Origin of the sequence: Sphingopyxis lindanitolerans, from assembly GCF_002993885.1 — a bacterium.
GTDB lineage: Bacteria > Pseudomonadota > Alphaproteobacteria > Sphingomonadales > Sphingomonadaceae > Sphingopyxis > Sphingopyxis lindanitolerans.
On record NZ_CM009578.1, the window covers coordinates 521998 to 543940 of the forward strand.

The 21943-nt window shown below is 63.5% G+C and carries 20 protein-coding genes and 1 tRNA gene; 9 read left to right on the forward strand and 12 right to left on the reverse strand.

Features of this window, described 5'->3' with window-relative positions; all coding sequences use genetic code 11:
• Positions 1-61 precede the first annotated feature (61 nt).
• Positions 62-868: an acyl-CoA thioesterase gene (locus CVO77_RS02515; protein ID WP_105997743.1), complete on the forward strand. Its 807-nt coding sequence runs from the start codon at positions 62-64 to the stop codon at positions 866-868.
• A gap of 158 nt (positions 869-1026) precedes the next feature.
• On the opposite strand, the gene CVO77_RS02520 is transcribed toward CVO77_RS02515, so the two are convergent.
• The 3 genes from CVO77_RS02520 to CVO77_RS02530 form a co-directional block, all read right to left on the reverse strand.
• Entirely contained in the window at positions 1027-2448 is a 1422-nt protein-coding gene (locus CVO77_RS02520; RefSeq protein WP_242446072.1) for a sensor histidine kinase, read from the reverse strand.
• Positions 2415-3143, reverse strand: a complete 729-nt coding sequence (locus CVO77_RS02525) for a response regulator (protein WP_106000586.1) — start codon at positions 3141-3143, stop codon at positions 2415-2417. The genes CVO77_RS02520 and CVO77_RS02525 overlap by 34 nt, the downstream gene beginning before the upstream one ends.
• A gap of 143 nt (positions 3144-3286) precedes the next feature.
• Positions 3287-3904: an EF-hand domain-containing protein gene (locus tag CVO77_RS02530; RefSeq protein ID WP_105997744.1), complete on the reverse strand. Its 618-nt coding sequence runs from the start codon at positions 3902-3904 to the stop codon at positions 3287-3289.
• A gap of 230 nt (positions 3905-4134) precedes the next feature.
• Here CVO77_RS02530 and CVO77_RS02535 point away from each other — a divergent pair, with 230 nt between their 5' ends.
• The 3 genes from CVO77_RS02535 to CVO77_RS02545 all read left to right on the forward strand — a co-directional run bounded on the left by CVO77_RS02535 (position 4135) and on the right by CVO77_RS02545 (position 7018).
• The gene (locus CVO77_RS02535) at positions 4135-5403 is read left to right on the forward strand and encodes a bifunctional alpha/beta hydrolase/OsmC family protein (protein WP_105997745.1); all 1269 of its coding nucleotides are present in this window, start codon (positions 4135-4137) and stop codon (positions 5401-5403) included.
• Positions 5404-5451: 48 nt separating this feature from the next.
• Positions 5452-5525 (forward strand) — tRNA-Gly (locus CVO77_RS02540).
• Between the two features lie 182 nt (positions 5526-5707).
• Positions 5708-7018, forward strand: coding sequence for a tyrosine-type recombinase/integrase (locus CVO77_RS02545; RefSeq protein ID WP_105997746.1), 1311 nt, complete (start codon positions 5708-5710; stop codon positions 7016-7018).
• Positions 7019-7193: 175 nt separating this feature from the next.
• Here the strand turns inward: CVO77_RS02545 and CVO77_RS02550 are convergent, their stop codons facing one another.
• Complete coding sequence (locus tag CVO77_RS02550; protein WP_146130809.1) at positions 7194-7835, reverse strand: hypothetical protein; 642 nt, start codon at positions 7833-7835, stop codon at positions 7194-7196.
• A 94-nt stretch (positions 7836-7929) separates the two neighbouring features.
• On the opposite strand from CVO77_RS02550, the gene CVO77_RS02555 reads away from it, so the two are divergent.
• A complete protein-coding gene (locus CVO77_RS02555) occupies positions 7930-8286 on the forward strand; it encodes a hypothetical protein (protein ID WP_105997748.1) in 357 nt (118 codons plus the stop codon).
• Here the strand turns inward: CVO77_RS02555 and CVO77_RS02560 are convergent.
• Both CVO77_RS02560 and CVO77_RS02565 read right to left on the reverse strand, forming a co-directional pair.
• On the reverse strand, positions 8279-9511 hold the full coding sequence (locus tag CVO77_RS02560) for an acyl-CoA dehydrogenase family protein (protein WP_158257978.1): 1233 nt from the start codon (positions 9509-9511) through the stop codon (positions 8279-8281). The two genes, CVO77_RS02555 and CVO77_RS02560, sit on opposite strands and share 8 nt — an antisense overlap.
• Before the next feature lie 112 nt (positions 9512-9623).
• Positions 9624-10811 carry a CaiB/BaiF CoA transferase family protein gene (locus CVO77_RS02565; protein ID WP_420822539.1) on the reverse strand — a complete coding sequence of 396 codons (1188 nt, stop codon included), beginning with the start codon at positions 10809-10811 and terminating at the stop codon, positions 9624-9626.
• A gap of 219 nt (positions 10812-11030) precedes the next feature.
• Here CVO77_RS02565 and CVO77_RS02570 point away from each other — a divergent pair, with 219 nt between their 5' ends.
• Both CVO77_RS02570 and CVO77_RS02575 read left to right on the forward strand, forming a co-directional pair.
• On the forward strand, positions 11031-11327 hold the full coding sequence (locus CVO77_RS02570; RefSeq protein WP_105997751.1) for a putative quinol monooxygenase: 297 nt from the start codon (positions 11031-11033) through the stop codon (positions 11325-11327).
• A gap of 64 nt (positions 11328-11391) precedes the next feature.
• On the forward strand, positions 11392-12156 hold the full coding sequence (locus CVO77_RS02575) for an SDR family NAD(P)-dependent oxidoreductase (RefSeq protein WP_106000587.1): 765 nt from the start codon (positions 11392-11394) through the stop codon (positions 12154-12156).
• Positions 12157-12173: 17 nt separating this feature from the next.
• On the opposite strand, the gene CVO77_RS02580 is transcribed toward CVO77_RS02575, so the two are convergent.
• The 3 genes from CVO77_RS02580 to CVO77_RS21200 all read right to left on the reverse strand — a co-directional run bounded on the left by CVO77_RS02580 (position 12174) and on the right by CVO77_RS21200 (position 15447).
• Positions 12174-13940, reverse strand: coding sequence for a class I adenylate-forming enzyme family protein (locus CVO77_RS02580; protein WP_105997752.1), 1767 nt, complete (start codon positions 13938-13940; stop codon positions 12174-12176).
• Position 13941: 1 nt separating this feature from the next.
• Complete coding sequence (locus CVO77_RS02585) at positions 13942-14898, reverse strand: NADP-dependent oxidoreductase (RefSeq protein ID WP_158257979.1); 957 nt, start codon at positions 14896-14898, stop codon at positions 13942-13944.
• A gap of 105 nt (positions 14899-15003) precedes the next feature.
• The gene (locus CVO77_RS21200; RefSeq protein WP_158257980.1) at positions 15004-15447 is read right to left on the reverse strand and encodes a hypothetical protein; all 444 of its coding nucleotides are present in this window, start codon (positions 15445-15447) and stop codon (positions 15004-15006) included.
• 318 nt (positions 15448-15765) lie between these two features.
• Here CVO77_RS21200 and CVO77_RS02590 point away from each other — a divergent pair, with 318 nt between their 5' ends.
• Together CVO77_RS02590 and CVO77_RS02595 are read left to right on the forward strand one after the other, a co-directional pair.
• On the forward strand, positions 15766-18036 hold the full coding sequence (locus CVO77_RS02590) for a glycosyltransferase family 4 protein (protein WP_105997754.1): 2271 nt from the start codon (positions 15766-15768) through the stop codon (positions 18034-18036).
• A 34-nt stretch (positions 18037-18070) separates the two neighbouring features.
• Complete coding sequence (locus tag CVO77_RS02595) at positions 18071-19339, forward strand: glycoside hydrolase family 130 protein (RefSeq protein WP_192878856.1); 1269 nt, start codon at positions 18071-18073, stop codon at positions 19337-19339.
• A gap of 155 nt (positions 19340-19494) precedes the next feature.
• On the opposite strand, the gene CVO77_RS02600 is transcribed toward CVO77_RS02595, so the two are convergent.
• From CVO77_RS02600 to CVO77_RS02610, 3 genes are all read right to left on the reverse strand, one after another.
• On the reverse strand, positions 19495-20322 hold the full coding sequence (locus tag CVO77_RS02600) for an HAD-IIB family hydrolase (protein WP_105997756.1): 828 nt from the start codon (positions 20320-20322) through the stop codon (positions 19495-19497).
• Positions 20319-20585 (reverse strand): hypothetical protein, encoded by a 267-nt coding sequence (locus CVO77_RS02605; protein WP_105997757.1) that lies wholly within the window; start codon positions 20583-20585, stop codon positions 20319-20321. Before CVO77_RS02605 ends, CVO77_RS02600 begins: the two co-directional genes overlap by 4 nt.
• A gap of 193 nt (positions 20586-20778) precedes the next feature.
• Positions 20779-21810: an NADP-dependent oxidoreductase gene (locus CVO77_RS02610; RefSeq protein ID WP_105997758.1), complete on the reverse strand. Its 1032-nt coding sequence runs from the start codon at positions 21808-21810 to the stop codon at positions 20779-20781.
• Positions 21811-21943 lie beyond the last annotated feature (133 nt).

Consider the following 21943-nt stretch of genomic DNA (forward strand, 5'->3'; position numbering starts at 1 on the left):
AAACAAGTTCAGCATGACGAAGAGAAAAGGATTCGCTTTTTCATAAACAGACCGGATTCCCATGTCTCAAAGCCACTCTCCCTCCGCTCTCGACACCCTCCTTTCCACCCTGCGCATCGATGGCGACACCGCCACCGCGCATATCGACGCAGGCTGGATGCAGGGCCGCACCGCCTATGGCGGGATCAGCTCGGCGGTCGCGCTCGCGGCGACGATGCGGCTGCACCCGACCGAGACGCCGCTGCGCTATGCCCAGATCAGCTTCGTCGGCCCGGTCGGCGGCGATTGCACGGTCAGCACGCGCGTGCTGCGCCAGTCGAAATCGAGCCTGTTCGTCGATGCCGGGGTGTCGAGCGATCAGGGTTTCGGCACCGCGGCGGTCTTTGCCTTCTCGGGCGAGCGCACCAGCCATCTCGATCACAACCGCCTGACCATGCCGCAGGTGCCCGATCCCGAGGCGCTGCAACCCGTCCCCGAGCATAAGGTGCGCCCGCCCTTCACGCGCCATTTCGATATGCGCCCGACCACCGGCCCGCGCTTCGACTGGAAGAGCGACGCCGGCGAATATCTGACCTGGGTGCGCTTCGTCGAAGAGCCCGCGTGTCACCCCGCGGTCGCGCTGCTCGCGCTCGGCGACGCGCTACCGCCCGCGGCGATGGCGCTGTTTTCCGAATTTGGGCCGATCAGCTCGATGAACTGGACGATCAACATGCTGACCGGGACGCCCGCGACCGACGATGGCTGGTGGCTGCTGTCGGCGAAGACCGCCTATGCGCGCGGCGGCTTTTCGGTGCAGGACATGATGATCTGGAACCGCGCCGGCGAACCGATATTGAGCGGCAGCCAGGGGATCGCGATCTACGCCTGATAACGACCGATTGTTGCCGCAATCAGCGTGGCGAGCCGTCATAGAAGCCGCATCCCCGAGCGAAGACGAGGGGCTCTGCCGAGCGAAGTCGAGGCAGCGGAGGCGCGCGGCTCTCGCTCCGCTCGAACGAGCCCCTCGTCTTCGCTCGGGGATGCGGTCTATTGGGTTTCCCCTAGGAGACCCACGGCCCCTTCCCACCCCAAAGCCGCCTTACGGTTGAACCGGCAGTTCGATGATCGCATCCAGCCCACCACCGGCGCGGCTCGCCAGCGCCAGCGCCCCCCCTCGCCCTCGGCGATATCGCGCGCGATCGACAGGCCCAGCCCCGCTCCGCCGGTCGCCCGGTTGCGCGACTGTTCGCCGCGTGCGAAGGGTTCGATCAGCGTGGCGATCTGCTCGCTTGTCAGGCCGGGGCCATCGTCGGACACGATGATCCGCGCCGTCCCGCCCTCGACCGCCGCCGCCAGCCGGGCGCGGAGACCATAGGCCAGCGCATTGTCGACCAGATTGCGCAGCGCGCGGCGCAGCAGCATCGGCCGCGCGAGGACCGCCGTCGCCGGGGCAACATCGCCCAGGCCGACATCCTTGCCCTGTTCGCCATAATCGCCCGCGAGTTCGCCGAGCAGCATGGCAAGGTCGACGCGCTCGCGCACCTCGGTCCCCGCGCCCGACCGCGCAAGCGCCAATATGTCGGTGAGCATCGCGGTCATTTCCTCGATCGAGGCGATCATCTTGTCGCGCAGCCTTTCGTCCGCGACCCCCTCGACGCGCACGCGCAGGCTGGCGAGCGGCGTGCGCAGGTCGTGCCCGACCGCGCCGAGCATCCGGTCCTTGTCCGACAGCATCGTCGCGATCCGCGCGCGATAGGCGTTGAAGGCGGCGATCAGGTCGCGAACGTCCGACGGTCCCGCTTCGTCGAGCGGAATCGTGTCGCGCAGCGCCGGGTTGGCGCGCGCGGCGCGGGTCAGCCCGCGCAGCGGCGCGGCGGCGCGCCAGGCGATGACCATGATCGGGATCAGCAGCAGCAGATAGAGCGACAGCGTCTGCCAGACGAGGAATCCCTGAAGCCGGCTGCTGCCCGGCCCGATGCGCGTGCGGACGGCGAAATAGCGGTCACCGACCCGGGCGCTGACGATGACCGGGCGCGGCATGTCGGCGTGCGACATCCGCTGGCGCTGCGGCAGCGCCCAGGCATCGACGCTTGCGGCATGAACCTCGGTCTCGGCGAGCAGGCCCGCGACATAGGTCGCGAGATCGGGGAGATGCGCCGCACCCGGCGGCATCGGCAGCGGGCGGTCCGAAATGATCAGCCGCTGGTTGCGTTCGCGCTGCTCGCGGTCGCGCCCGGGGCGCCGCACATCGCCGTGCCGGTCGCGCTCGATCGCATCGACGATCCGCGCCACCGCCATGCCGCCGCCGTGCGCGAAACCCTGTTGCCTCAGTCCCCGCGACAGCAGCGCGAAATTGACCGCCTGCGCGATGAACAGCACCACCGCGACCGCGAAGACGAGTTGGCCGACAAGACTGCGGGGCCACAGGCGCGGCGTCACGCCGTCGGCCCCATCCGCTTGACCTCGCAAGCGAGCGTATAGCCTCCGCCCCAGACGGTCTTGACGAGTTGCGGGTGCGCGGCGTCGGTCTCGATCTTCTTGCGCAGGCGGCTGACCAGATTGTCGATCGCGCGGTCGAAGATATCGGCCTCGCGCCCGCGCACGAGGTCGAGCAAGCGGTCGCGGCTCATCACCTGGCGCGGATGACGGACGAGCGCGTGGAGAAGATGATATTCGCCCGACGACAGCGCGACTTCCTCGCCCGCCTCGTCGACCAGCACGCGCTCGACTTCGCGCAGCACCCAGGGACCGAAGGCATAGCTCGTCCCGCCGGGATCGAGCGCGCGGCCGTTCGCCTGTGTCCGGCGCAGCACGGTGCGGATGCGCGCGACCAGCTCGCGCGGGTTGAAGGGTTTGACGACATAATCGTCAGCGCCGATTTCCAGCCCGATGATCCGTTCGGTATCCTCGGCGCGCGCGGTCAGCAGGATGACCGGAATATGGCTCGTCTCGCGCAGGTGGCGGGTCAGCGACAGCCCGTCCTCGCCCGGCATCATGATGTCGCTGACGACCAGATCGACGGTCTGCGCGCGCAGCACCGACCGCGCCTCGGCGGCGCTCGCCGCATCGGACACGGCAAAGCCCTGCGCCTCCAGATATTCGGACAAGGGCTCGCGGATCGAGGGTTCGTCGTCGATCAGCAGGATGCGCGGCGTATCGGTCATCATCGATCCGTCAAAAAATCCGGCGAAAAATATAGTTCGCCCACCGGCCCCAGGGGCCGGTGGGCGATAGCTGGCAGGGACGGCACGCAAAGGCAATGCCAGGGAGGGGGATGGCCGCTCTGCCGCCGCCCCTGCCAAACCGTTTATTCGCTCGCGGGGGCGGCGGGCGCAGCCGCGCGCTTGGCGCGCCATTCGGCGGCCTTCGCTTTCCGCGCCTCGCGCTGCGCGGCGCGTTCCTCGGCGGTCACCTGACCATCCTTGTTCGCGTCGGAGGCATCGAAGCGGGCGAGCGCCGCGGTCTCGAACTCGGCCTGGCTGATCGCCTTGTCGCCGTTGGTATCAGCCTTGCCCATCATCATGCCGCCGCGCATGCCATGGCGTCCGCCGCGCATGCCGTGATGACCGCGCATGCCGCCTTTGCCTTCACCGGCATCGGCGCGCTTCTCGCCGCGCTTGGCGGCGCGGTCGGCGCTGTGCTGGTCCCATTCGGCCTTGCTGATGCTGCCATCCTTGTCGGCGTCGAGCCGCTCGAACATCTTCGCCTGCATCGCGGCGCGCTGCGCGGCACGGTCGGTCGCGTCGATCTTGCCATCCTTGTTGGCGTCCATCTTCACAAACCGCTGCGTGGCATGCGCCTGCGCCTCGGCGCGGGTCAGCGTGCCGTTGCCGTCGGCATCGCCGCGCGAACCGGCGCCCGGAGCGGCGAGAACGGGCACGGCAATCAGCGCGGCCCCCAGCGTCAAAAGCGAAATCTTCTTCATGGTCACGAACTCCTGTCGCAGGAACGGTGAAAGCGTTCCGATGAAGCGGTTCTAGGGGCGATTTGTCCCACGCGGGTGCCGGATCGGCGAAAAATTGTCGCAAAATGTCGCAAAAGCGCCGCGCCGTTCATGGCGGCGCAAGCGGAACTTCCTGTTGGACAATCACCGCCCAAGGCTTGACCATCGCGCGAGCTGCGCCGGAGTCGGCGCCCGGTTGGGAGGAAGATGCCATGGTCACGCGCCCGTTTCGCTTTTCGGGATCGACCGGCAAACAGCTTTCGGGGCGGCTGGAAATGCCCGGCGGGCGCGTTCGCGGCTGGGCGGTCTTCGCGCCCTGTTTCACCTGCGGAAAGGACAATCGCGCCGCGGTGCACATCGCGGAGTTACTCGCACGGCAAGGCGTCGGCGTCCTCCGCTTCGACTTCGCCGGGCTTGGCGAGAGCGAGGGCGATTTCGCCGACAGCCGCTTTTCGTCCGACGTGCAGGATCTGCAGGCGGCGGCGAACGCGCTGACCGCCGAAGGCAAGCCGCCGTCGCTGCTGATCGGCCACAGCCTGGGCGGCGCGGCGGCGATCGCCGCGGCGGCCGATCTTCCCGCGATCCGCGCGGTCGCGACGATCAACGCGCCTTTCGACGTCGCGCATACGCTCCACCAGTTCGACCCCGCCGCGCTCGCCGAAATCGACGCGCAGGGGGCCGCCGACGTGCTGCTCGCCGGGCGGCGGTTCCGCGTCGGGCGCGGGCTGATCGACGATTTGCGGGCGCAGGACCAGGGCGCCCGCATTGCAGAGTTGCACCGGCCGCTGCTCGTGATGCACGCGCCGCTCGACGAGATGGTGGGGATCGAGAATGCAACCAAGATCTATGTCGCGGCGCGCCATCCCAAAAGCTTTGTCTCGCTCGACGAGGCCGACCATCTGCTCAGCCGCCCGCAGGATGCCGAACGCGTCGCCACGATGATCGCGGCGTGGGCCATGCCTTATCTCACCCCGCCCGCCGATCCGCCCGCGACGCCGGTCGATGCCGAGGCGGAGGAGACGCGCGACGGGAAATTTCAGGTCGCGATCAGCACCGGCGACCATGTCTTCCTCGCCGACGAGCCGGTCAGCGTCGGCGGGCTGGGGTCGGGGCCGAGCCCGTTCGACCTGCTTTCCGCCGCGCTCGCCGCCTGCACGACGATGACGCTGCGCCTCTATGCCGACAGCAAGGGCTGGCCGGTGACGCGAATCCGCACCGCGGTCGGGCACGAGAAACAGCCGGACGATGCCCACCCCGATCTATTCAACGGCCGGATCGCGATCGAAGGCGCGCTCGACGCCGAACAACGCGCCCGGATGATGGAGATCGCCGAGCGCTGCCCCGTCCACCGCACGCTCGAGCGCGGGTCGCGCTTCTCCCTCGCCGAGGGCGAGCCCCCCGCCCCGTGCGAGCCACCCGAAGCGCACCGCGAAGCGATGGACCGCACGGCCGAGGGCGCGGCGACGAACAGCACGGGGTAGCGCTTGACGGCAGCCAGCCAAAATGGCAATCGCGCCAGCCTTGGACATGCGGGTATAGCATAGTGGTAATGCTCTAGCCTTCCAAGCTAGCTAGGCGGGTTCGATTCCCGCTACCCGCTCCAAGGGCCTGTTTCAGGCCGTCTCAAAGCATTTACAAATCCAAAAAAATGGCGGTATTCTGCCATTTATCGGCTCGCCGTGTTTCACGCCATCTCAGGGAAGCTCTCGAAATTGGGGGCCTCGGTGGGGCCTTTTTGGACCTTCTTGGCCCTCTCATTTGGGGGCCTCGAAAGGAGGATTGGAAATGCCGCTGACAGACATCTCGGTTCGCCACGCGAAGCCCAGAGACAAATCCTATAAGATGGCCGACATGTTGGGGCTGTACATTCAGGTGCTGCCGTCGGGCGGCAAGCTCTGGAAGATGAAATATCGATTCGACGGCCGTGAGAAGAAGCTGAGCTTCGGGGAATATCCCCGGATGTCGCTTCGCGAAGCTCGTCGCCTGAGAGACGACGCGCGCAACAGCCTCTCCAAGGGCACGGACCCCGCCTATGAAAAGAAGCGGGAAAGGCTTCGTGCAAAGGTCTTGGCCGAAGACACTTTCTCCGCGATCAAGAAGGAATATTGCAATAAACGCCGCCGCGATGGCGACAAGGCGTGGGCGCCGGCAACGGCGGTTCGTTGCGAGTATCTCCTGAGCCTTCTCGACAACTCGATCGGCAAGATGCCGATCCACGAGATCGAACCGATCGACGTATTGGCCGCGGTGCGAAAAATCGAGGCGAAGGGAAAGTTAGAGAGCGCCCGGCGCACGCTTCAACTTGCTGGTGCTGTATTCCGTTACGCAGTTGCGACGGCCCGTCTAAAATCCGACCCGACGCGGGATTTGCGCGGAGCACTCATCAACCCGACGGTCACGCATTATGGAGCGATTACTGATGCGACCAAGGTTGGCGCGCTCTTGCGCGCGATCGACGGCTATAAAAGTCAGAGCATAACGGATTGGGCATTGAAGCTCGCGCCTCATGTTTTCGTCCGGCCGGGAGAGTTACGGACTGCCCAGTGGGAGGAATTCGATCTCGAAGCGCGCGTCTGGACTATTCCGGCCGAGAAGATGAAGATGCGAAAGCCGCATCATGTGCCACTTTCGCGTCAGTCGCTGGCGATCCTTGAGGAGATTCGTTCGATCACCGGGCCTTGGAGCTATCTCTTTCCATCGCTGAGTTCGCGGAAGCGGCCGATGTCGGACAATACGATGAATTCCGCGCTGAGGCGGATGGGCTATGCCAGCAACGAAATGACCGCCCACGGCTTTCGCGCGATGGCGAGCACTCTGCTCAATGAGTCCTGCAAATGGTCGTATGACGCAATCGAGCGGGCTCTGGCACATGGCGACAATAATCGAGTGCGCGCCGCCTACCATCGAGGCGCACACTGGGATGAGCGCGTTGCGATGGCGCAATGGTGGTCTGATTATCTTGATGACTTGAGGAGCAATGTCAGCAGGGAGCGTGAGGCGTCACTGCCGAATTCTACCGGATTTCGACCGCAGATCGAAGAAGGTAACGTGGTTAGCCATAACTTCGGGTGGCGGCGGTCACGAGGTCGGCGCTGAACTTTGCTCGTACATCCTGCGGAGAGACTGACGGTTGGTTGGTCCCGGCGCAGGGCAAGTTCCAGAATCTGCCGCGCCGAAAGCCCGACTGGCCATTTCGGCGCGCAAAATTGCGCGGGACAGGGACGCAGATACAAAGCACCGATCGGAGCTAAAAAGGCATTAACCGTGTTCGCTAGTCGGTAGGGCTCGCTTCCACTGCTTTCTCATTTTCTTCTCGCATCATATCCCAAAGCTCACGACTCTTGAGCATTATTGGCCACTGGGTGAGATACTCGGCTGGCACCGGATGGTCGATAAAATCGAAAACTGCGGACATGTGAGCCGCAATCTTCTCGAGTTCTTCGGCCTGCTTGTTGATGCTATCCGTATTAAGGTTGGTAAGCCGCTTCTCGGTCAGGCTCCTATGCCGTCCCTTAACTATCTCGAACGTTCCATCCCATGGGTCTTGATCAAAATGGCTGTGCGCTAGGATGTTGCGCGTCCCGTTCAGCTCGTGCAGGCGGCCGTCACCGGCGCGCCCCAGCGCGAGATGCGGGGCCGTTTGCGCCAACAGCGTCAGATTTGTAACGCGGGTCGCAAAATCCCCCAGCGCCAGCCCATTCAAACTGCCGTCGGGAGCGAGCATAGTTACAGCCTTCGACAGGATGCCCGTCATCCAGAAATCGACTTCATTATGCGCCATGATAAAGCGTCCGAGCGCTTCTCGATATTCCGCCCTGATTGCGGGGTCGGCTATGGGTTCGTCGAAATCCGGTTCGTCGAAATCATTGTCGAACGGTAGAGCTTGATCTTCGCCACCAAGGTCGTCGGACATTTCACGTCCTCCTACATCGTCTACGCCAAAACTCGATCTGCGTCGCCTGCGCACCTCATTGCGTTGTTGAAATGCGTTCACCCGCGGCGACGCATTGGAGCGGGAGCGGGCGGTTACGCTGGAGCAGCTCTCAAAACGCCGCGTCAGTGCCTTCTCCAAATATTCGAATGGCGAGCTCTTCGCGCTCCTGTTCGAACCTGCAGTCGCGGTGGGAGCCGAGATCGCCGAATATTCGGACTACAGCTTTTACCGCAACCTTTCGGACCAGAACGCGGTGACGCTGATGCCGAGCTGGCAGCCCCTGCCCTCAGCGAAGCTCGATCGCCGACCGCTCCTTGACCGCGACCGGTCGGTCGATCTCGCATGCGTGCGGCTGCGCGCGCACAGCCATCCCGCGCTCGAGCGTTTCTGGGCGCTGGCGCAGGAAATGTCTGCGACCCGGCTCAGTTGATCGCGGTGGTTGGCGGCAGCCCGAGCATGCCGCGACCATGCTGTTCCATCGTCACATCGTCGTCGAAGATGATGTGACTCGTCATCACCATCATGTCGCGCCAGATGCGCTGTAACGGATTGTCGAGATAGTGAATCGACGTGCCAGTGGATTCGCAAACGATCTGGACCGCCTGCCGGCACAGTTGTGCAGCGAAGGTCATCTGCGCGCGCAGCTTGCTGCGAAAGACGACCTGTTCGTCGCCATCGAGTTCGATACCCTTCAAATTGTCCTTCATCGCCTGACGAACGGTCGCCTCGGCAACCGCCACCATCGTGTCGGCGCGCGCGAGGCGGATCTGCGATGCCTGCTTGTCCGACTGCGATCCTTCGGTGCCGCGTTTGACGTGCTTGGACAGGCGTTCACGATAGAGTTCGACCGCTGCCTTCGCCGCACCGACGACAGGCACGGCGGTGGTGAAGGCGAGCAGTGGGGAGAGCGGAACACGATAGATGGGGTTATCATAAAGCTGCGCACCGCGTCCGCTGCCATCGCGCCCCTGCACCAGGTTGACGCGATGTTCGGGGACGAACAGGTCGGCGACCGCGACGTCATGCGTTCCTGTCGCTCGCATCCCGTCGGTCGTCCAGGTATCGATGGACAGCACGTCGCCGACCGGGACCATGAAACTGCCCGCGGTCTTTTGCCCGTCAACCTCGGTCTCGGCGAGCAGCATCACCCAGTCCGCCTGCGTCAGGCAGGTTGACCATTTCCATAGGCCGTTGAGAACGAAGCCGCCATCGACGTGTTTCGCCTGACCCATCGGCACGGTCCCGGTGGCGATGATACCGTAACGCCCGCCCCCGAAAAGCTCGTCTTGAAAGGCCTTGGGGAAAGCGACCATGTGCCGATTATGGACCAGGCCGAAAATCGCGACCCACGCCGTCGAGGCGCAACCTTCGGCGATCGGCAGCGTCGCATCGACGATCTCGTCGATCGAGGCCTCGAGCCCGCCATAAGCCTTGGGCACGAGCATGTAGAAATAACCCGAAGCCCGGATTTCATCCCAGAGTTCGTCGATCGGCCGCCGCTGTTCTTCGGCTTGCCGGGCGCCGGCGCGCAGCGGCCCGGTCAAGGCGCGCATCCGCTCGATGATCGACTGGGGCGTCAGTTCCGCGAGCGCATCGGGCGATAGAAAATCGTCCGGCGCGGGCGGGTAGCATTGAACATTCTTACCTTCAGGCATCATCTATCCCTTTTTCCAGTGCCGCACCGATACCTTCGCGCGAGCCTTGATCGTCCAATTCCGATGCCGTGCCGTCTATTCTGATTCAGAATGGACGGCCCGTAAAGCGATCCTAGATGGCGCCCTGCGCCTCAAGGTCGGCCAATGTCGCGGCATCGAGTCCCAGCCGCCCGCCATAGACTTCGGCATTGTCCGCACCTGCGTGCGCGGGGGCACCGCGCCGGATGGCCGATGGAGTGTCCGACAGCTTGGGAAAGCAGTTCTGCATCCGGATTTCGCCATGAACCCGATGGGCGATCGGGACGATCGCCTCGCGTGCCGCGAAATGCGGGTCGGCGAGCATGTCAGGGACGCGATAGACGCGTCCTGCGGGGATGCTGTGCCGCACCATCAGCGCCTCGAGGTCGCTGACCGTCAGCGTGCGGGTCCACTCTTCGATCCGCCGATCGAGTTCGGCCTGGTGGTTGCCGCGCGCGATATGCGTGGCATAGCGCGGATCCTGCGCCAGTTCGGGTCGCTCCATGGCTTCGGCGAGGCGCGCAAAGATCGCGTCGCCGTTGGCACCGATCATATATTCGCCATCCGAACAGGCATAGACGTTCGACGGCGCGATACCCGGCAAGATCCCTCCATGCCGTTCGCGCACGAGGCCCATCACGTCATATTCGGCAACCAGGCTTTCCATCACCTGGAGCACCGACTCATAGAGCGCGGCATCGATCACCTGCCCTCGTCCGGTGGTTTCGCGCGCGTGCAGTGCGGCAAGCGCCCCCATGCAGCCATAGGTCGCCGCCAATGTGTCGCCGATCGAAACGCCGACGCGCGAGGGCGGTCGATCGGGCTCACCGACGATCGCTCGCCAGCCGCCCATCGCTTCGCCAATCCCCCCAAACCCGGCACGTGCTGAATAAGGACCCGTCTGCCCATAGCCCGAGATACGGACGACGATCAGCCGCGGGTTGATGGCGTGCAAACTGGCAGGATCGAGCCCCCATTTTTCCATTGTCCCCGGCTTGAAATTCTCGATCAATATGTCGGCGTCGGCGATGAGGCGGCGCACCAGATCCTGACCCTCGGGAATCCGGAGATTGGCGCTGACCGATCTTTTGTTGCGGCCAATCACTTCCCACCACAGTTTGTGCTCGCCATTGCCCCACTGCCGCATCGGGTCTCCCGCTCCCGGCGGTTCGACCTTGATGACATCGGCGCCCATGTCGCCAAGGAGCTGCCCACAAAAAGGCCCGGCAATGAGTTGGCCCAGTTCCACGACCCTCACGTTCTTGAGTGCGCCCTGGTTCATCGTCATCCACCTGTTCCTCTCACCGCGATATTGTCGATGCGGGCGCAAACTCGACCGTTGCACACGGACTTTTGACGCTTCCGCTGTGTCCGCCAGCGCCGACGAACCCCTGTTCTACAGCGGGCTCAACCGATTTGAGGCAAGGGAAAATTTTTTGTGTAGTGCGGTAGGGATTTTCCCACGATAGCGGCCGCGAGCTTCGAGCAAAGGGAGAGACTGATGAGTATCGCGCTGACCGCAAATTTTGTGGTGAAGGACGGCATGGACAAGGAATTCCAGGCGATCGTCCTTGATCTCGCAGGACAGGTTCTCGAGAAAGAACCGGGCGTGCGTATGTATCAACTCTGCCGTTCGCAGACGCTATCCGGACAGTATCGCCTGTTCGAAGTCTATGACAATGCCGAGGTCCTCGCCGCCCACAGCCAGACCGAATGGTTCAAGGCGCTGGGACCCAAGCTCGGCGCGTGCCTCGCCGAAAAGCCCATGATCGAGAAATTCGACTTCGTTCAAGCCTGAACCAAAGGTTCGGCAGAGAATGCGTGCCGCCGACCTGACCGCGCACCCTGATGAGAGTTTCCCGATGTCGCTTTTCGACCTTGGCGGCAAGGTCGCCATCATCACCGGCTCGTCACGCGGGATCGGCCGCGGCATTGCCGAGGAACTGGCACGCCACGGCGCCCGTGTCGTGATCTCGAGCCGCGACCAACAGGCGTGTGACGAGGTGGCAGCCGCGATCAACGCGGAGCACGGTGTCGGCCGAGCTCTGGCGATCGCCGCGAGCATTTCGTCCAAGACGGCACTCGAAACATTGTTCGCCTGCACCCGGGATAGCTTCGGCGCCATCGACATTCTCGTCTGCAATGCGGCGAGCAACCCCCACGCCGGCTCGCTCGACGGAATATCGGACGAACAGTTTCGCAAGATTCTCGACAATAATATCTTGTCGAACCATTGGCTCATCCAGCTCGCGCTGCCTCAAATGCGGGAGCGGCGCGACGGAGCGATCGTGATTATATCGTCGACGGCGGGCCTTCGCGGTTCGCTGCAACTCGGCGGCTATGCGATATCCAAGGCGGCCGATTTTCAGCTGACGCGCAACTATGCGGTGGAAAACGGCCCGCACAACATCCGCGTGAACGCGATCGCGCCCGGGCTTGTTCGCACCGACTTCGCACGCACCCTTCTCGAAGACGGCGAGCGGCTGGATACCGCGCTCGCCCGCACACCGCTGCGGCGGGTCGGGGACCCGCGCGACATAGCGGGCGCGGCTGTTTATCTGGCGTCGCCAGCCGCGTCGTGGATGACCGGGCAGGTGATGGTCGTCGATGGCGGAGTCACCGCCTGAATATCACGCGTTTGCCGTTACCGTGGTTCGAAGAGCGCCTTGAGGTCGCCTTTCAATATCTTGCCATTGGCATTGCGTGGCAGAAGTTCGGGAACGAACAGGATCGATACCGGCACCTTGAATGCCGCGATGCGCGCGCGAACCCATTCCTGCAGGTCGGCTTCGGTGGCGGCCGCGCCATCGGCAAGATGAACGATTGCGCCAGGGACCTCGCCCAATATACGGTGGGGGATACCGACGAGCGCCGCGTCGATGACCCCAGGGTGCCCGTAGAGGATATTCTCTACCTCGGTCGAATAGATATTCTCACCGCCCCGGATGATCATGTCCTTCGCCCGGTCGACGATATAGCAGAAACCCTCGGCATCGATGCGGGCAAGGTCGCCAGTGCGGACCCATCCATTCACGAATGTCGCGGCGGTCGCGGCGGGATTTCGCCAATAGCCTTTCACGATCTGCGGACCCGCTGCCCATAGTTCGCCAACTTCGCCGGTGGGCAGTTCGCGGTCGCCTTCGGGCGACATGATCCGGAGGTCGGCAACCGCGACCGGCGGTCCGCAGCTGTCGGGGCGCTGCGCATAATCCTCGGCGCTGTGCAGGGTGACCGTGCCCGATGTTTCAGTCATCCCCCAGCCATTACTGGCAAAAGCGTTGAGGTCGCCGCCGATCCGCTGCACCAGCTCCGGTGCGGATGGCGCACCGCCGTAGGAGACGGCGGCAAGCGACGACAGGTCGAAACGATGCCGCTCGGGATGTTCGATCAGCTGCCAGGCGATGGTCGGGACGCCCCCGGTTGAAAAGATGCGTTCGCGCTCGATCAGCCGCATCGCTTCCAGCGGATCCCATTTGCGCATCAGGACGAGCCGATTGCCCGCCATTACCGTGTTCATCAGCGTCGCATGACAGCCCGTTGCATGGAAAAGCGGAATGACGAGCAGATGCGTGCGTGCGTCGGTGGGCGGGGTTCCCTCCCCGCGGCGCAAGGCTGCGCGATGGGCATTATACGACGCAGTCAGCGAAATGGTCAGGATATTGCGATGCGTTCCAAGCGCGCCCTTCGGCGAGCCGGTGGTGCCGCTCGTATAAAAGATGGTCGCATCGTCGTCGGGCTCGACCGCCACAGCGGGAAAATCACCGTCCGGCAGCGCGCCATATGCTGTCGGCTGACCGATCAACGATTCCAGCGCCCGCGCGGGCGAATGCAACTCCGCGCCATTCGCGCGCGCGACCCAAATTTCGCACAGATCGGGAAGTTCGCCGAGATGCGGCGCGATGACCCGCCAGCGCTCTTCGTCGCAGATCAGGATTTTGCTGCCCGAGTTCGCAAGCCCGTAGACAAGCTCACCCCCGGTCCACCAGGCATTGAGCGGCACCGCGATCGCGCCGAGCGCTGTAATCCCAAAAAAAATGGGTATCCATTCAGGCAGGTTACGCATCGCGATCGCGATCCGATCACCTTTTCCGACCCCTGCTTCCCGCAGGTGCCGCGCCACCGCAGCGGCAGCACGAAAAAACCCGTCATAGGTGATGTGCTCGCTTTCGAAAACGACGAGTTCGCGCTCGGCGAACTGGTCGCGCGCGCGGCGAGCCAAGGCTCCAAGGTTCGGGCATTGGTTCGCCCACGTCCGCGTCGGCACCCCGCGAACGGCGACCGTCTCCATTTCGAAGAACGCTCCGTGTGCGCACAGGATCGCTCGCGCTTCGTCGAGAGTCATGGCCGGCCAGGCGGGGTGCGCGGGTTGCGGGTCGATCACGGCAAAGTCCATCTCGATATTCTCGGTCATTCTAGTCGGCGACTCGTACCATGGTCTTGCCGATGCTGTTACCATTGAAGATGCTGATGAGCGCATCCGGAACCTGTTCGATTCCTTGAAAAACCGTCTCGCGCGTCCGGATCGCACCGCTTCGGATCCAATCACGCATGTCATGGCGGAATGCGTCTTGCAGATGCGGGAACTCATTGACCTGAAAACCCTTGATCACGAGCCGCTTGGCGACAAGCTGATGCAGGCCCGTCACCGGCGAACCATTGTCGTTATAGGCCGAAATCATCCCGCAGACAGGAATGCGCCCGTCCGGGTTCATCCGCAGCAAGGCGGCATCGAGGTGCCGTCCGCCGACATTTTCGAAATAGACGTCGATCCCGTCCGGCGTCGCGGCGGCGACCGCGGCGACAATGTCTTCACGTTTGTAATTGATGACGGCATCGAGCCCGAGTTCGCGAAGCCAGTCTGTTTTTGCGTCCGAACCCGTCGATCCCACGACGCGGCAGCCCTTGATCTTCGCAATCTGCGCCGCCAGAGATCCTACGGCACCAGCGGCAGCGGAAACAAAGACCTGCTCGCCATCGCGCAATCCGGCTATACCGAGCAACCCGCCATAGGCGCACATGCCGATCCCGCCGAGGGCGCTGATCTGAACCTCCAGCGGCAGGTCCGGCGCGACGTCGAGCAGGGTGAGAGCGCGGCCATCGCTCACAAAGCGTTCGCGAAAGCCGGCAAAGTGACGTACCAGCGCGCCTTCGGCGAAATCAGGATGCCGCGAAACCGCCACGCGTCCAACGCCACCGCCACCAAAATTGCGGCCGACATAATCGCTCTCATGCATCCTGAGGCGCATGAATGGGTCGACCGAGAGAAGGAGAGACTCGACCAACGCTTCCCCGTCCGCTGGCCCGGGGCAATCCACCTCTACCAGCTCGAAATCCGCCTTGGTCGGCGGCCCGGCGGGAGTTCTGGCCAAGCGAACCTCTTTGGATGAATGCATATCTCTCCCCATCTTTGACGGATTGAGTCTGCAGACGGTCGCGCCGCGCGACAAATCAAATATATTTCGATCGCCTTGAGCTCATTTGGCCGCGCCGCTATTCGGCGTCCACCGCCTGACCCGATCGAGCAGCCGGTCAATCCATGGACGCTCCGATCGGGGCATCATTGGCGAAGCACAACACTCAGACTCGCCCTTTGCTGTTTCGTCCTTCCCGCCGTCTTGGGGGCCGCCGCACGCGGCGAGCGCCAGCGCCGGACCCAGCACAAAAATCATGCTTTCCTCTTCTCGACGATTTTGCGGAGGAGGAAGTCCTCTCATGCAAGAAGTTTTAGCGCACTCCCCTTTTGAGGCCGGGAATTGCGACCATTGGCTGGCGGCTTGAGGTTGACCGGCGCGCAGCGAGTTCCGATTGTCGGAAATGCGGTGGCCGAAACTGGCAGCAAGGTGCGATGCGGCATCGGTCCCTCCTTGAACCGCAGGAAAGCCGCATTCCTGCAACCCCCGCTGGTCGGTCGGTTGCATGAAGCCGTGATCGACCGGGAACCGAGAAGGCGCCGATCCGTTGTTGGCAAGGCGCAGTTGCCGAAAATGACGCGATGCATTCTAGAAACGGAGAAATTTGAGTAATTTCCATTAAAAAATAAGAACAGTTTTATCATTACTTATAATATACTATATTTATATTCTAATATATATTTTATAAATTCATATTTTCAACCTTGTTTTGGGAGATGTGTTTCTTACATATCTTGGGGACACCGTCGGGGGAACGCCATGAACCATGGCGCCCGAGGCATCGCCGATGCGTCGGCGCGCGCTGTCATCTGAAAGTTGGAAAAAATGTACGAAGTCATCGATCGCGCAGCCTTCGACGAAGCGGACTGGCCGGCAGGCGCGCCCAAAGCCGCCGCGCAATCGGGAACGCGCCTCGCGCTTGTCGGCGGCTTCCTTCCGCGGCGATGCGGGATCGCAACATTCACGACCGACATCCATGACTCGCTGAAGCGCGCCGCTCCGGACCTTGCTGTCGATATCTATGCCATGACGCCCGCGACCGATGCGATCGCTTTCGACCCCGAAACCTGTTCGACGATCACCGAAGGCGAGGCCGAAAGCTTTGCCGACGCGGCGCGTCGGATCGAGGCGAGCGGCGCCGACGTGATTTGGCTTCAGCATGAATTCGGCCTGTTCGGCGGGCTCGCCGGGGACATGATTTTCGAACTCGTCGATCGCATCAGCGCCCCGCTTATCGTCACGCTTCACACGGTACTCGCCGACCCCGACGCCGATCAGATGCGGGTGATGCAAAGGCTGATCGCAAGCGCCAGCAAGCTGGTCGTCATGTCCGAATGCTCGCGTCTCTTGCTGAGGACGCTCTATGCCGCCGATGACGAGCAGATCGTCGTCATCCCGCACGGCGTGCCCGACCGCCCGTTCGGGCGAACCCAAATGTTCAAAGCCCCGGCGGGCCTGGTCGGCCGTGATGTCGTCATGACGTTCGGCCTGCTGTCGCCCGGCAAGGGCATCGAGGCCGCGATCGCGGCGCTGCCTGCGGTGATCGCCGATTGTCCCGACATCCTCTATTGCATCGTCGGCGCGACGCATCCCAACCTGCTGGCACGCGAAGGCGAGGCCTATCGCGAACGGCTGCAGGACCAGGCGAAGGCGTTGGGGGTCGAAGCCCATATCAAATGGATCGATGCCTTTCTGGAAACCGATGCCTTGCTCGACCTGATCGAGGCCGCCGACATCTATGTCACCCCCTATACCGGCGCGGGCCAGTCGACGTCGGGAACGCTTGCCTATGCCATGGCGCTTGGAAAGGCCGTCGTGTCGACGCCCTATGTTCATGCGACCGAACTGCTGGCCGACGGGCACGGCATCCTCGTACCCTTTGGCGACAGCCCGGCGATCGCGAGGGAAATCGTGGCGCTGCTGAGCGACCGCGAGCGGCTCGGCGCGATGCAAAGGCGCGCGTACCAGCGCGGGCGGCAAATGATCTGGTCGGCGCTTGCCGCGCGGCTCGTCGCGCTGATCGACGCGACCAAGGTGAACCCATGGGCTTCGCCGATTCCCGCGCGTGTCGGAATCGATGGCTTGCTCCGCATTTGCGACGACACCGGCATCCTCCAGCACAGCGTCCACGACATTCCCGACCGGGCGCACGGCTATTGCGTCGACGACAATGCGCGCGCGCTGATGCTGACGCACCGGCTGGGCAAGGAGGCCGAGCCGCATCGCAGCCGGCTGACCAGCATTTTCGCCGCCTTCGTCGAGGCGTCTTGGAACGAGGATAGCGGGCAGTTTCGAAACTTCATGGATTATCGCCGGAACTGGCTGGAAGACAGCGGATCCGAGGATAGTTGCGGACGAACGCTCTGGGCCCTTGGCGCCACCGCGCGCGAAGGCCGGAGCGCGAGCACCCGCTTATGGGCCGGGCGGCTGTTCATCCGCGCCGCGCCCTCGATGTCCGCTTTCCGTTCGCCGCGCGCGATCGCCTTCGCGATGCTGGGCGCCGACTATCTCCTCGCCGTCGATGAAGAAAATGCCCCCGCAATGACAATGTTGCAGCAGGGCACCGATCGGCTTCTCGCGCTTTACGAACAGGCGTCGACGCCCGACTGGCACTGGTTCGAGCCCGTGCTGGCCTATGACAATGGCCGCATCCCCGAAGCGCTCATTCGCGCCGGCATCAGGCTGCGCCGCGCCGACGCGACCCAGTGCGGCCTCGACACGCTCCGCTGGCTCAACACCGCCCAGATCGCGCCTGCGGGTCATTTCCGGCCGGTGGGTTCGGACAGCTTTGGCCGGCATCACGAATTGCCCCGCCCCTTCGACCAGCAACCGGTCGAGGCCTGGGCGGCGATCGACGCCGCCTCGGCGGCCTATGACCTCACGGGCGACGCGATCTGGCTTACGCACGCCCAGCGGGCCTATCGCTGGTTTTCGGGAGCCAACGACCGCGGACTTGCTGTTGGCGATCCGCACTCGGGTACGTGCCGCGACGGCATCAACCGGCGCGGCCTGAACCTTAACGAGGGCGCCGAATCGGTCCTGGCCTATCAGCACGCAAGCTGCGCCCTTCGCGCCTTGACGGCCAAAATCCATTAGGCGCCCCCGCCCCATCGATCTCGTCCAGCACGACATGCGGCTCCACGCGGACCCGACCCGGGTCGTGGTGCGACCGTTTCATCTGGCCTGGCAGGCATCGGGCCCCGATCTGGCCCGGGTGCAGCGGCTCGCGCATGATGTCATCGGTCTCGACATGCGGACCGTGCGAAGCGAACTGGGTTCGGTCCTGCGCGATTTCGCCGATCGGCACTGGCAAATCGAAAAAGTGTTCGAAGAGCGCTTCGTCGAAATCGAGCCCAGGCTCGGCCTCGACGGATCGGTCTTGAAGCGCGAAATGCGGCTCCTGATCGGGGCCTATTTCTGTCACGAATACAGCTATGCCGCGGCGGCGCTGATGAACCCGAGCGTGGTACGGCACCCCGATCAGACAGGGTTGCAGGAGGGCAGCGTTCGCATTCTCCTTTCGCTACGCGCGGTCGGCGAAGGGCATATTTCGACGATCGCCTTTCGCGAAGGGATCGTGTCGCCGGGGCGAGAATTGACGCTGATGCCCCAGCCGACCTTTGCGACCGCGGCCATGCTGGGCACGCATCAGGCGGACAATCAGGAAGATCGCATCTCGGTTCACCGCGATCCCGACAGCAGTATTTCGGGCACCGTCATCTTCCCGATCACCGAGGCGCAGCGCAACGGGCTCGAGGACCTGCGCCTCGTCGAGTTCGAACGCGATAGCGGCAAAAGCGAATGGATCGGCACCTACACCGCCTACAGCGGCCGCGATATTCGCTCGGAACTGCTTCGCACGCGCGATTTCCGCGATTTCACGCTGACCCCGATCAAGGGCGGCGCCGGCCGCAACAAGGGCATGGCGCTGTTTCCGCGCAAGATTGACGGAAAATTCTGCATGATTGGTCGGCAGGACGGCAAGAATCTCTACCTGCTGCGGTCGGATTCGATCGATCATTGGGAGGGCGGCGAGCTGCTGCTCGAACCCCGTTTCCCCTGGGAATTCGTCCAGATCGGCAATTGCGGCGCCCCGATCGAGCTGGACGAAGGCTGGCTGGTGCTGACGCATGGTGTCGGGGCGATGCGAAAATATGCGATCGGCGCGGTCTTGCTCGACAAGGAGGATCCGTCAAAACTGCTCGGCCGAACCCCGAACCCGCTTCTGTCCGCCGCGGACGAAGATCGCGAAGGCTATGTGCCCAACGTCGTCTATACCTGCGGCGCCATCCGCGTCGGCGACGATCTCTTCCTCCCTTATGGAGTCGCTGACAGTTCGGTGTGTTTTGTTTTCATGCCGATTGCAGACATATTGGCGGCCATGGAAACGCAGGCCTGACGCGCCTCAACGATTACGCCCGCTCATTTGCCAGGGAAAACCGGGTAGTTTGACCATCTCCCCCCGGCATATCGTGCAATGGCTGACGAACCGTCCCCTATCCCAGTGGCTGGCTTTGAAGTCGACCCGATGCCGCCCGAAAAGATTGTGCAGAATCATGCCTCCGCTCCCAGCACCAGCTGTGCGCGGTCGTTCGCCGCCGACGCATGACGGGTTGCCGACCCCGTGGCGGGCGCCCATTTCAGGCAGGCGATGATCATTTCGATGACGGCGCGGGTCTCGCCCGGATCGCGAACGCACACGGTATCCAGGCCCAGGGTCTTGGCGGGATAGTCATTGCCACCGGGGAAAATCGCATCGCCGACGAAGAGCATGGCATCGAGCGCGATGCCGCTGGCATCGCGCAATTTCGTCAGGCCATATGCCTTGTCGACCCCTTCGCGGGTAACGTCGATCGACGTCGCGCCGCCCATGTTGATCGAAAGCCCAGGCAGGCGCTCACGAAGATCGCGCTGAATGACCTTGCGCTTCGCAAAGTCGGGATCCCATTTTTCCTTGGCATGAATCGGGGCCTCCTGGCCCAGCGCCGAAAAGGTGATCTGGCTCCCGCGGTCCTCGATGCGCTCGCCCCACACCGTCTCGGGAACAAAGCCGGTGGCTCGGAGTGACGCATCGAATGCCTCGAATATGCGCTGCTTTTCCTTGTCCGCGAACAGTTCGGCATAAACCGGCCGCCATGCGCCGGAACCATGCCTATAGAGTTTGGTGCCCGTCGTCGGCATGAGCCACAGGCGTGCGCTGTTCGCCCGGGCGGGAAGCCGCGACGCGACCTGCTTTTCGAACTGGGGCCAATCGCCGCCCGAGATTACCGCGACCTCGACCACATTCAGAAGATCGGCGAGCGCGTCTCCCATCGCGGCGTCGAGCGGCTGTTTGCTCTCGGCAAGCGTCCCATCGAGGTCGAAGGCAATGAGCTGTTTCACGCCGGAGTCTCTCGGCGTTGCACCCCAAGCCCATCGCCGACGAAGGAAGCCGACCGTGCATCGACCTGATCGCTTGCCCGCTTGCCCCATTGCGCGACCACCGGAACATCGAAGGTCAGGCCGCGGCGCTCGCGATATTCGTTGATGCGCCTGGCATAATAGCAGGGAAGATCGAAATTGACGCCCGTCCGCCCATCGCGCTGCGCCTGGCCGACGGCCATCAAGGCCCTTTGATGATGATAGAGAAGTTCGTTGAGGTCCATATCGTCGCTCCTTCGGCGGGAGCGCAAGAGTCTCTCAGTCGACGGCGCGCATGCGAAACCGCCGATAGGGCGTATATGGTGTCGCACCTGCTGATTTACAATCGACAGGTGCGACAGGAAGAGCCGACATCACCCAAGATGAAACGAGAACCGCCCGAAGCCGTCCTCATCGGTCGATCACCGCAACTGGGTATTACTCCGTCCCGTCGATCCGCAGCAATTGCTTGCCCTGATTCGAACCGCTGAACAGGCGCAGAAATGTTTGCGGGACGGCGCCGAAGCCGTGCTGGATGTCGGTACGATAGTGGATTTGGCCGCCACGAACCCATTGCCTGAGGTCGGCCATGGCGGCGGGCACACGATCGAGATGGTCGAGCAGAATGAAGCCGCACATCTCGGCCCGCTGCGAAATCATCCGCATCAGGTTGCGCGGACCGACAGCGCCCCGCACGTCGTTATAGCCCGAAATGGCACCGCACAGGACGATCCGGCCGAAGCGCGCGATATGCGCGATCCCTCCCTCGAGTATCGTGCCGCCGACATTGTCGAAGAACAGGTCGATCCCATCGGGTGCAAGCGCCCCAAGCCGCGCCCGGACATCCTCGCAGCGATAGTCGATCGCGGCGTCGGCGCCATAATCCTCGACCAGCCAGCGGCATTTCTCGGCGCCTCCGGCGATCCCGAGCACGCGCGCGCCCGCAAGCCGCGCGATCTGGATAGCGACCGATCCGACCGCACCCGCCGCGCCCGAGACGAGCACGCAATCCCCCGCGCGAAGCCGACCGACATCAAACATGCCGACATAGGCGGTAAGGCTTGCGGCGCCGAATATACCCAATGCCTCTTCGGGCGCTATATCTTCGGGAATGGACACCAGGTCGGGGTCGCCCGCTCGCGCCGCGACGGCATAATCCTGCCACCCGAACAACCCCCGCACCATCGAACCTTCGGGATAGGCCGGGTTCGCCGACGCGATCACACGCGCGGCCGCGCTGCCGCGCACGACCTCATCGATCATGATCGGGGGCAGATAGCTCGGGGCATCATCCATCCATCCGCGCTGCGCGGGGTCGAAGCCGAACATGAGGTTACGGACGAGGATTTCGCCCGCGGCCAGATCGGCACGCGGCATCGGCGCGTCATGCCGTGCAAAATCCTCCACGCTGACCTGCCCGTTGGGACGCCGCGCGAGCAGCCATTGGCGATTGACGGTCTCTGCGGGCATGGCGGCGCTCCGATATGGCAGTGGAAGGTGCCACCACTATCGCAACCGTCCGCCACCTTCGCTAGGCCGCGATTGTCCTGCGCCACGCACAGAATGTTTTCGGCATCCGCCCATAGGAAACCGAATTGTCCTC

Coding starts and splice junctions, on each gene's coding strand:
- CVO77_RS02560 (WP_158257978.1), bottom strand. CDS start 9,511: ATGCCTGAAGGTAAGAATGTTCAATGCTACCCGCCCGCGCCGGACGAT.
- CVO77_RS02570 (WP_105997751.1), top strand. CDS start 11,031: ATGAGTATCGCGCTGACCGCAAATTTTGTGGTGAAGGACGGCATGGAC.
- CVO77_RS21200 (WP_158257980.1), bottom strand. CDS start 15,447: ATGCAACCGACCGACCAGCGGGGGTTGCAGGAATGCGGCTTTCCTGCG.
- CVO77_RS02550 (WP_146130809.1), bottom strand. CDS start 7,835: ATGTCCGACGACCTTGGTGGCGAAGATCAAGCTCTACCGTTCGACAAT.
- CVO77_RS02515 (WP_105997743.1), top strand. CDS start 62: ATGTCTCAAAGCCACTCTCCCTCCGCTCTCGACACCCTCCTTTCCACC.
- CVO77_RS02530 (WP_105997744.1), bottom strand. CDS start 3,904: ATGAAGAAGATTTCGCTTTTGACGCTGGGGGCCGCGCTGATTGCCGTG.
- CVO77_RS02545 (WP_105997746.1), top strand. CDS start 5,708: ATGCCGCTGACAGACATCTCGGTTCGCCACGCGAAGCCCAGAGACAAA.
- CVO77_RS02580 (WP_105997752.1), bottom strand. CDS start 13,940: ATGACCGAGAATATCGAGATGGACTTTGCCGTGATCGACCCGCAACCC.
- CVO77_RS02535 (WP_105997745.1), top strand. CDS start 4,135: ATGGTCACGCGCCCGTTTCGCTTTTCGGGATCGACCGGCAAACAGCTT.
- CVO77_RS02605 (WP_105997757.1), bottom strand. CDS start 20,585: ATGGACCTCAACGAACTTCTCTATCATCATCAAAGGGCCTTGATGGCC.
- CVO77_RS02525 (WP_106000586.1), bottom strand. CDS start 3,143: ATGACCGATACGCCGCGCATCCTGCTGATCGACGACGAACCCTCGATC.
- CVO77_RS02610 (WP_105997758.1), bottom strand. CDS start 21,810: ATGCCCGCAGAGACCGTCAATCGCCAATGGCTGCTCGCGCGGCGTCCC.
- CVO77_RS02565 (WP_420822539.1), bottom strand. CDS start 10,811: ATGAACCAGGGCGCACTCAAGAACGTGAGGGTCGTGGAACTGGGCCAA.
- CVO77_RS02595 (WP_192878856.1), top strand. CDS start 18,071: ATGCGGCTCCACGCGGACCCGACCCGGGTCGTGGTGCGACCGTTTCAT.
- CVO77_RS02590 (WP_105997754.1), top strand. CDS start 15,766: ATGTACGAAGTCATCGATCGCGCAGCCTTCGACGAAGCGGACTGGCCG.
- CVO77_RS02575 (WP_106000587.1), top strand. CDS start 11,392: ATGTCGCTTTTCGACCTTGGCGGCAAGGTCGCCATCATCACCGGCTCG.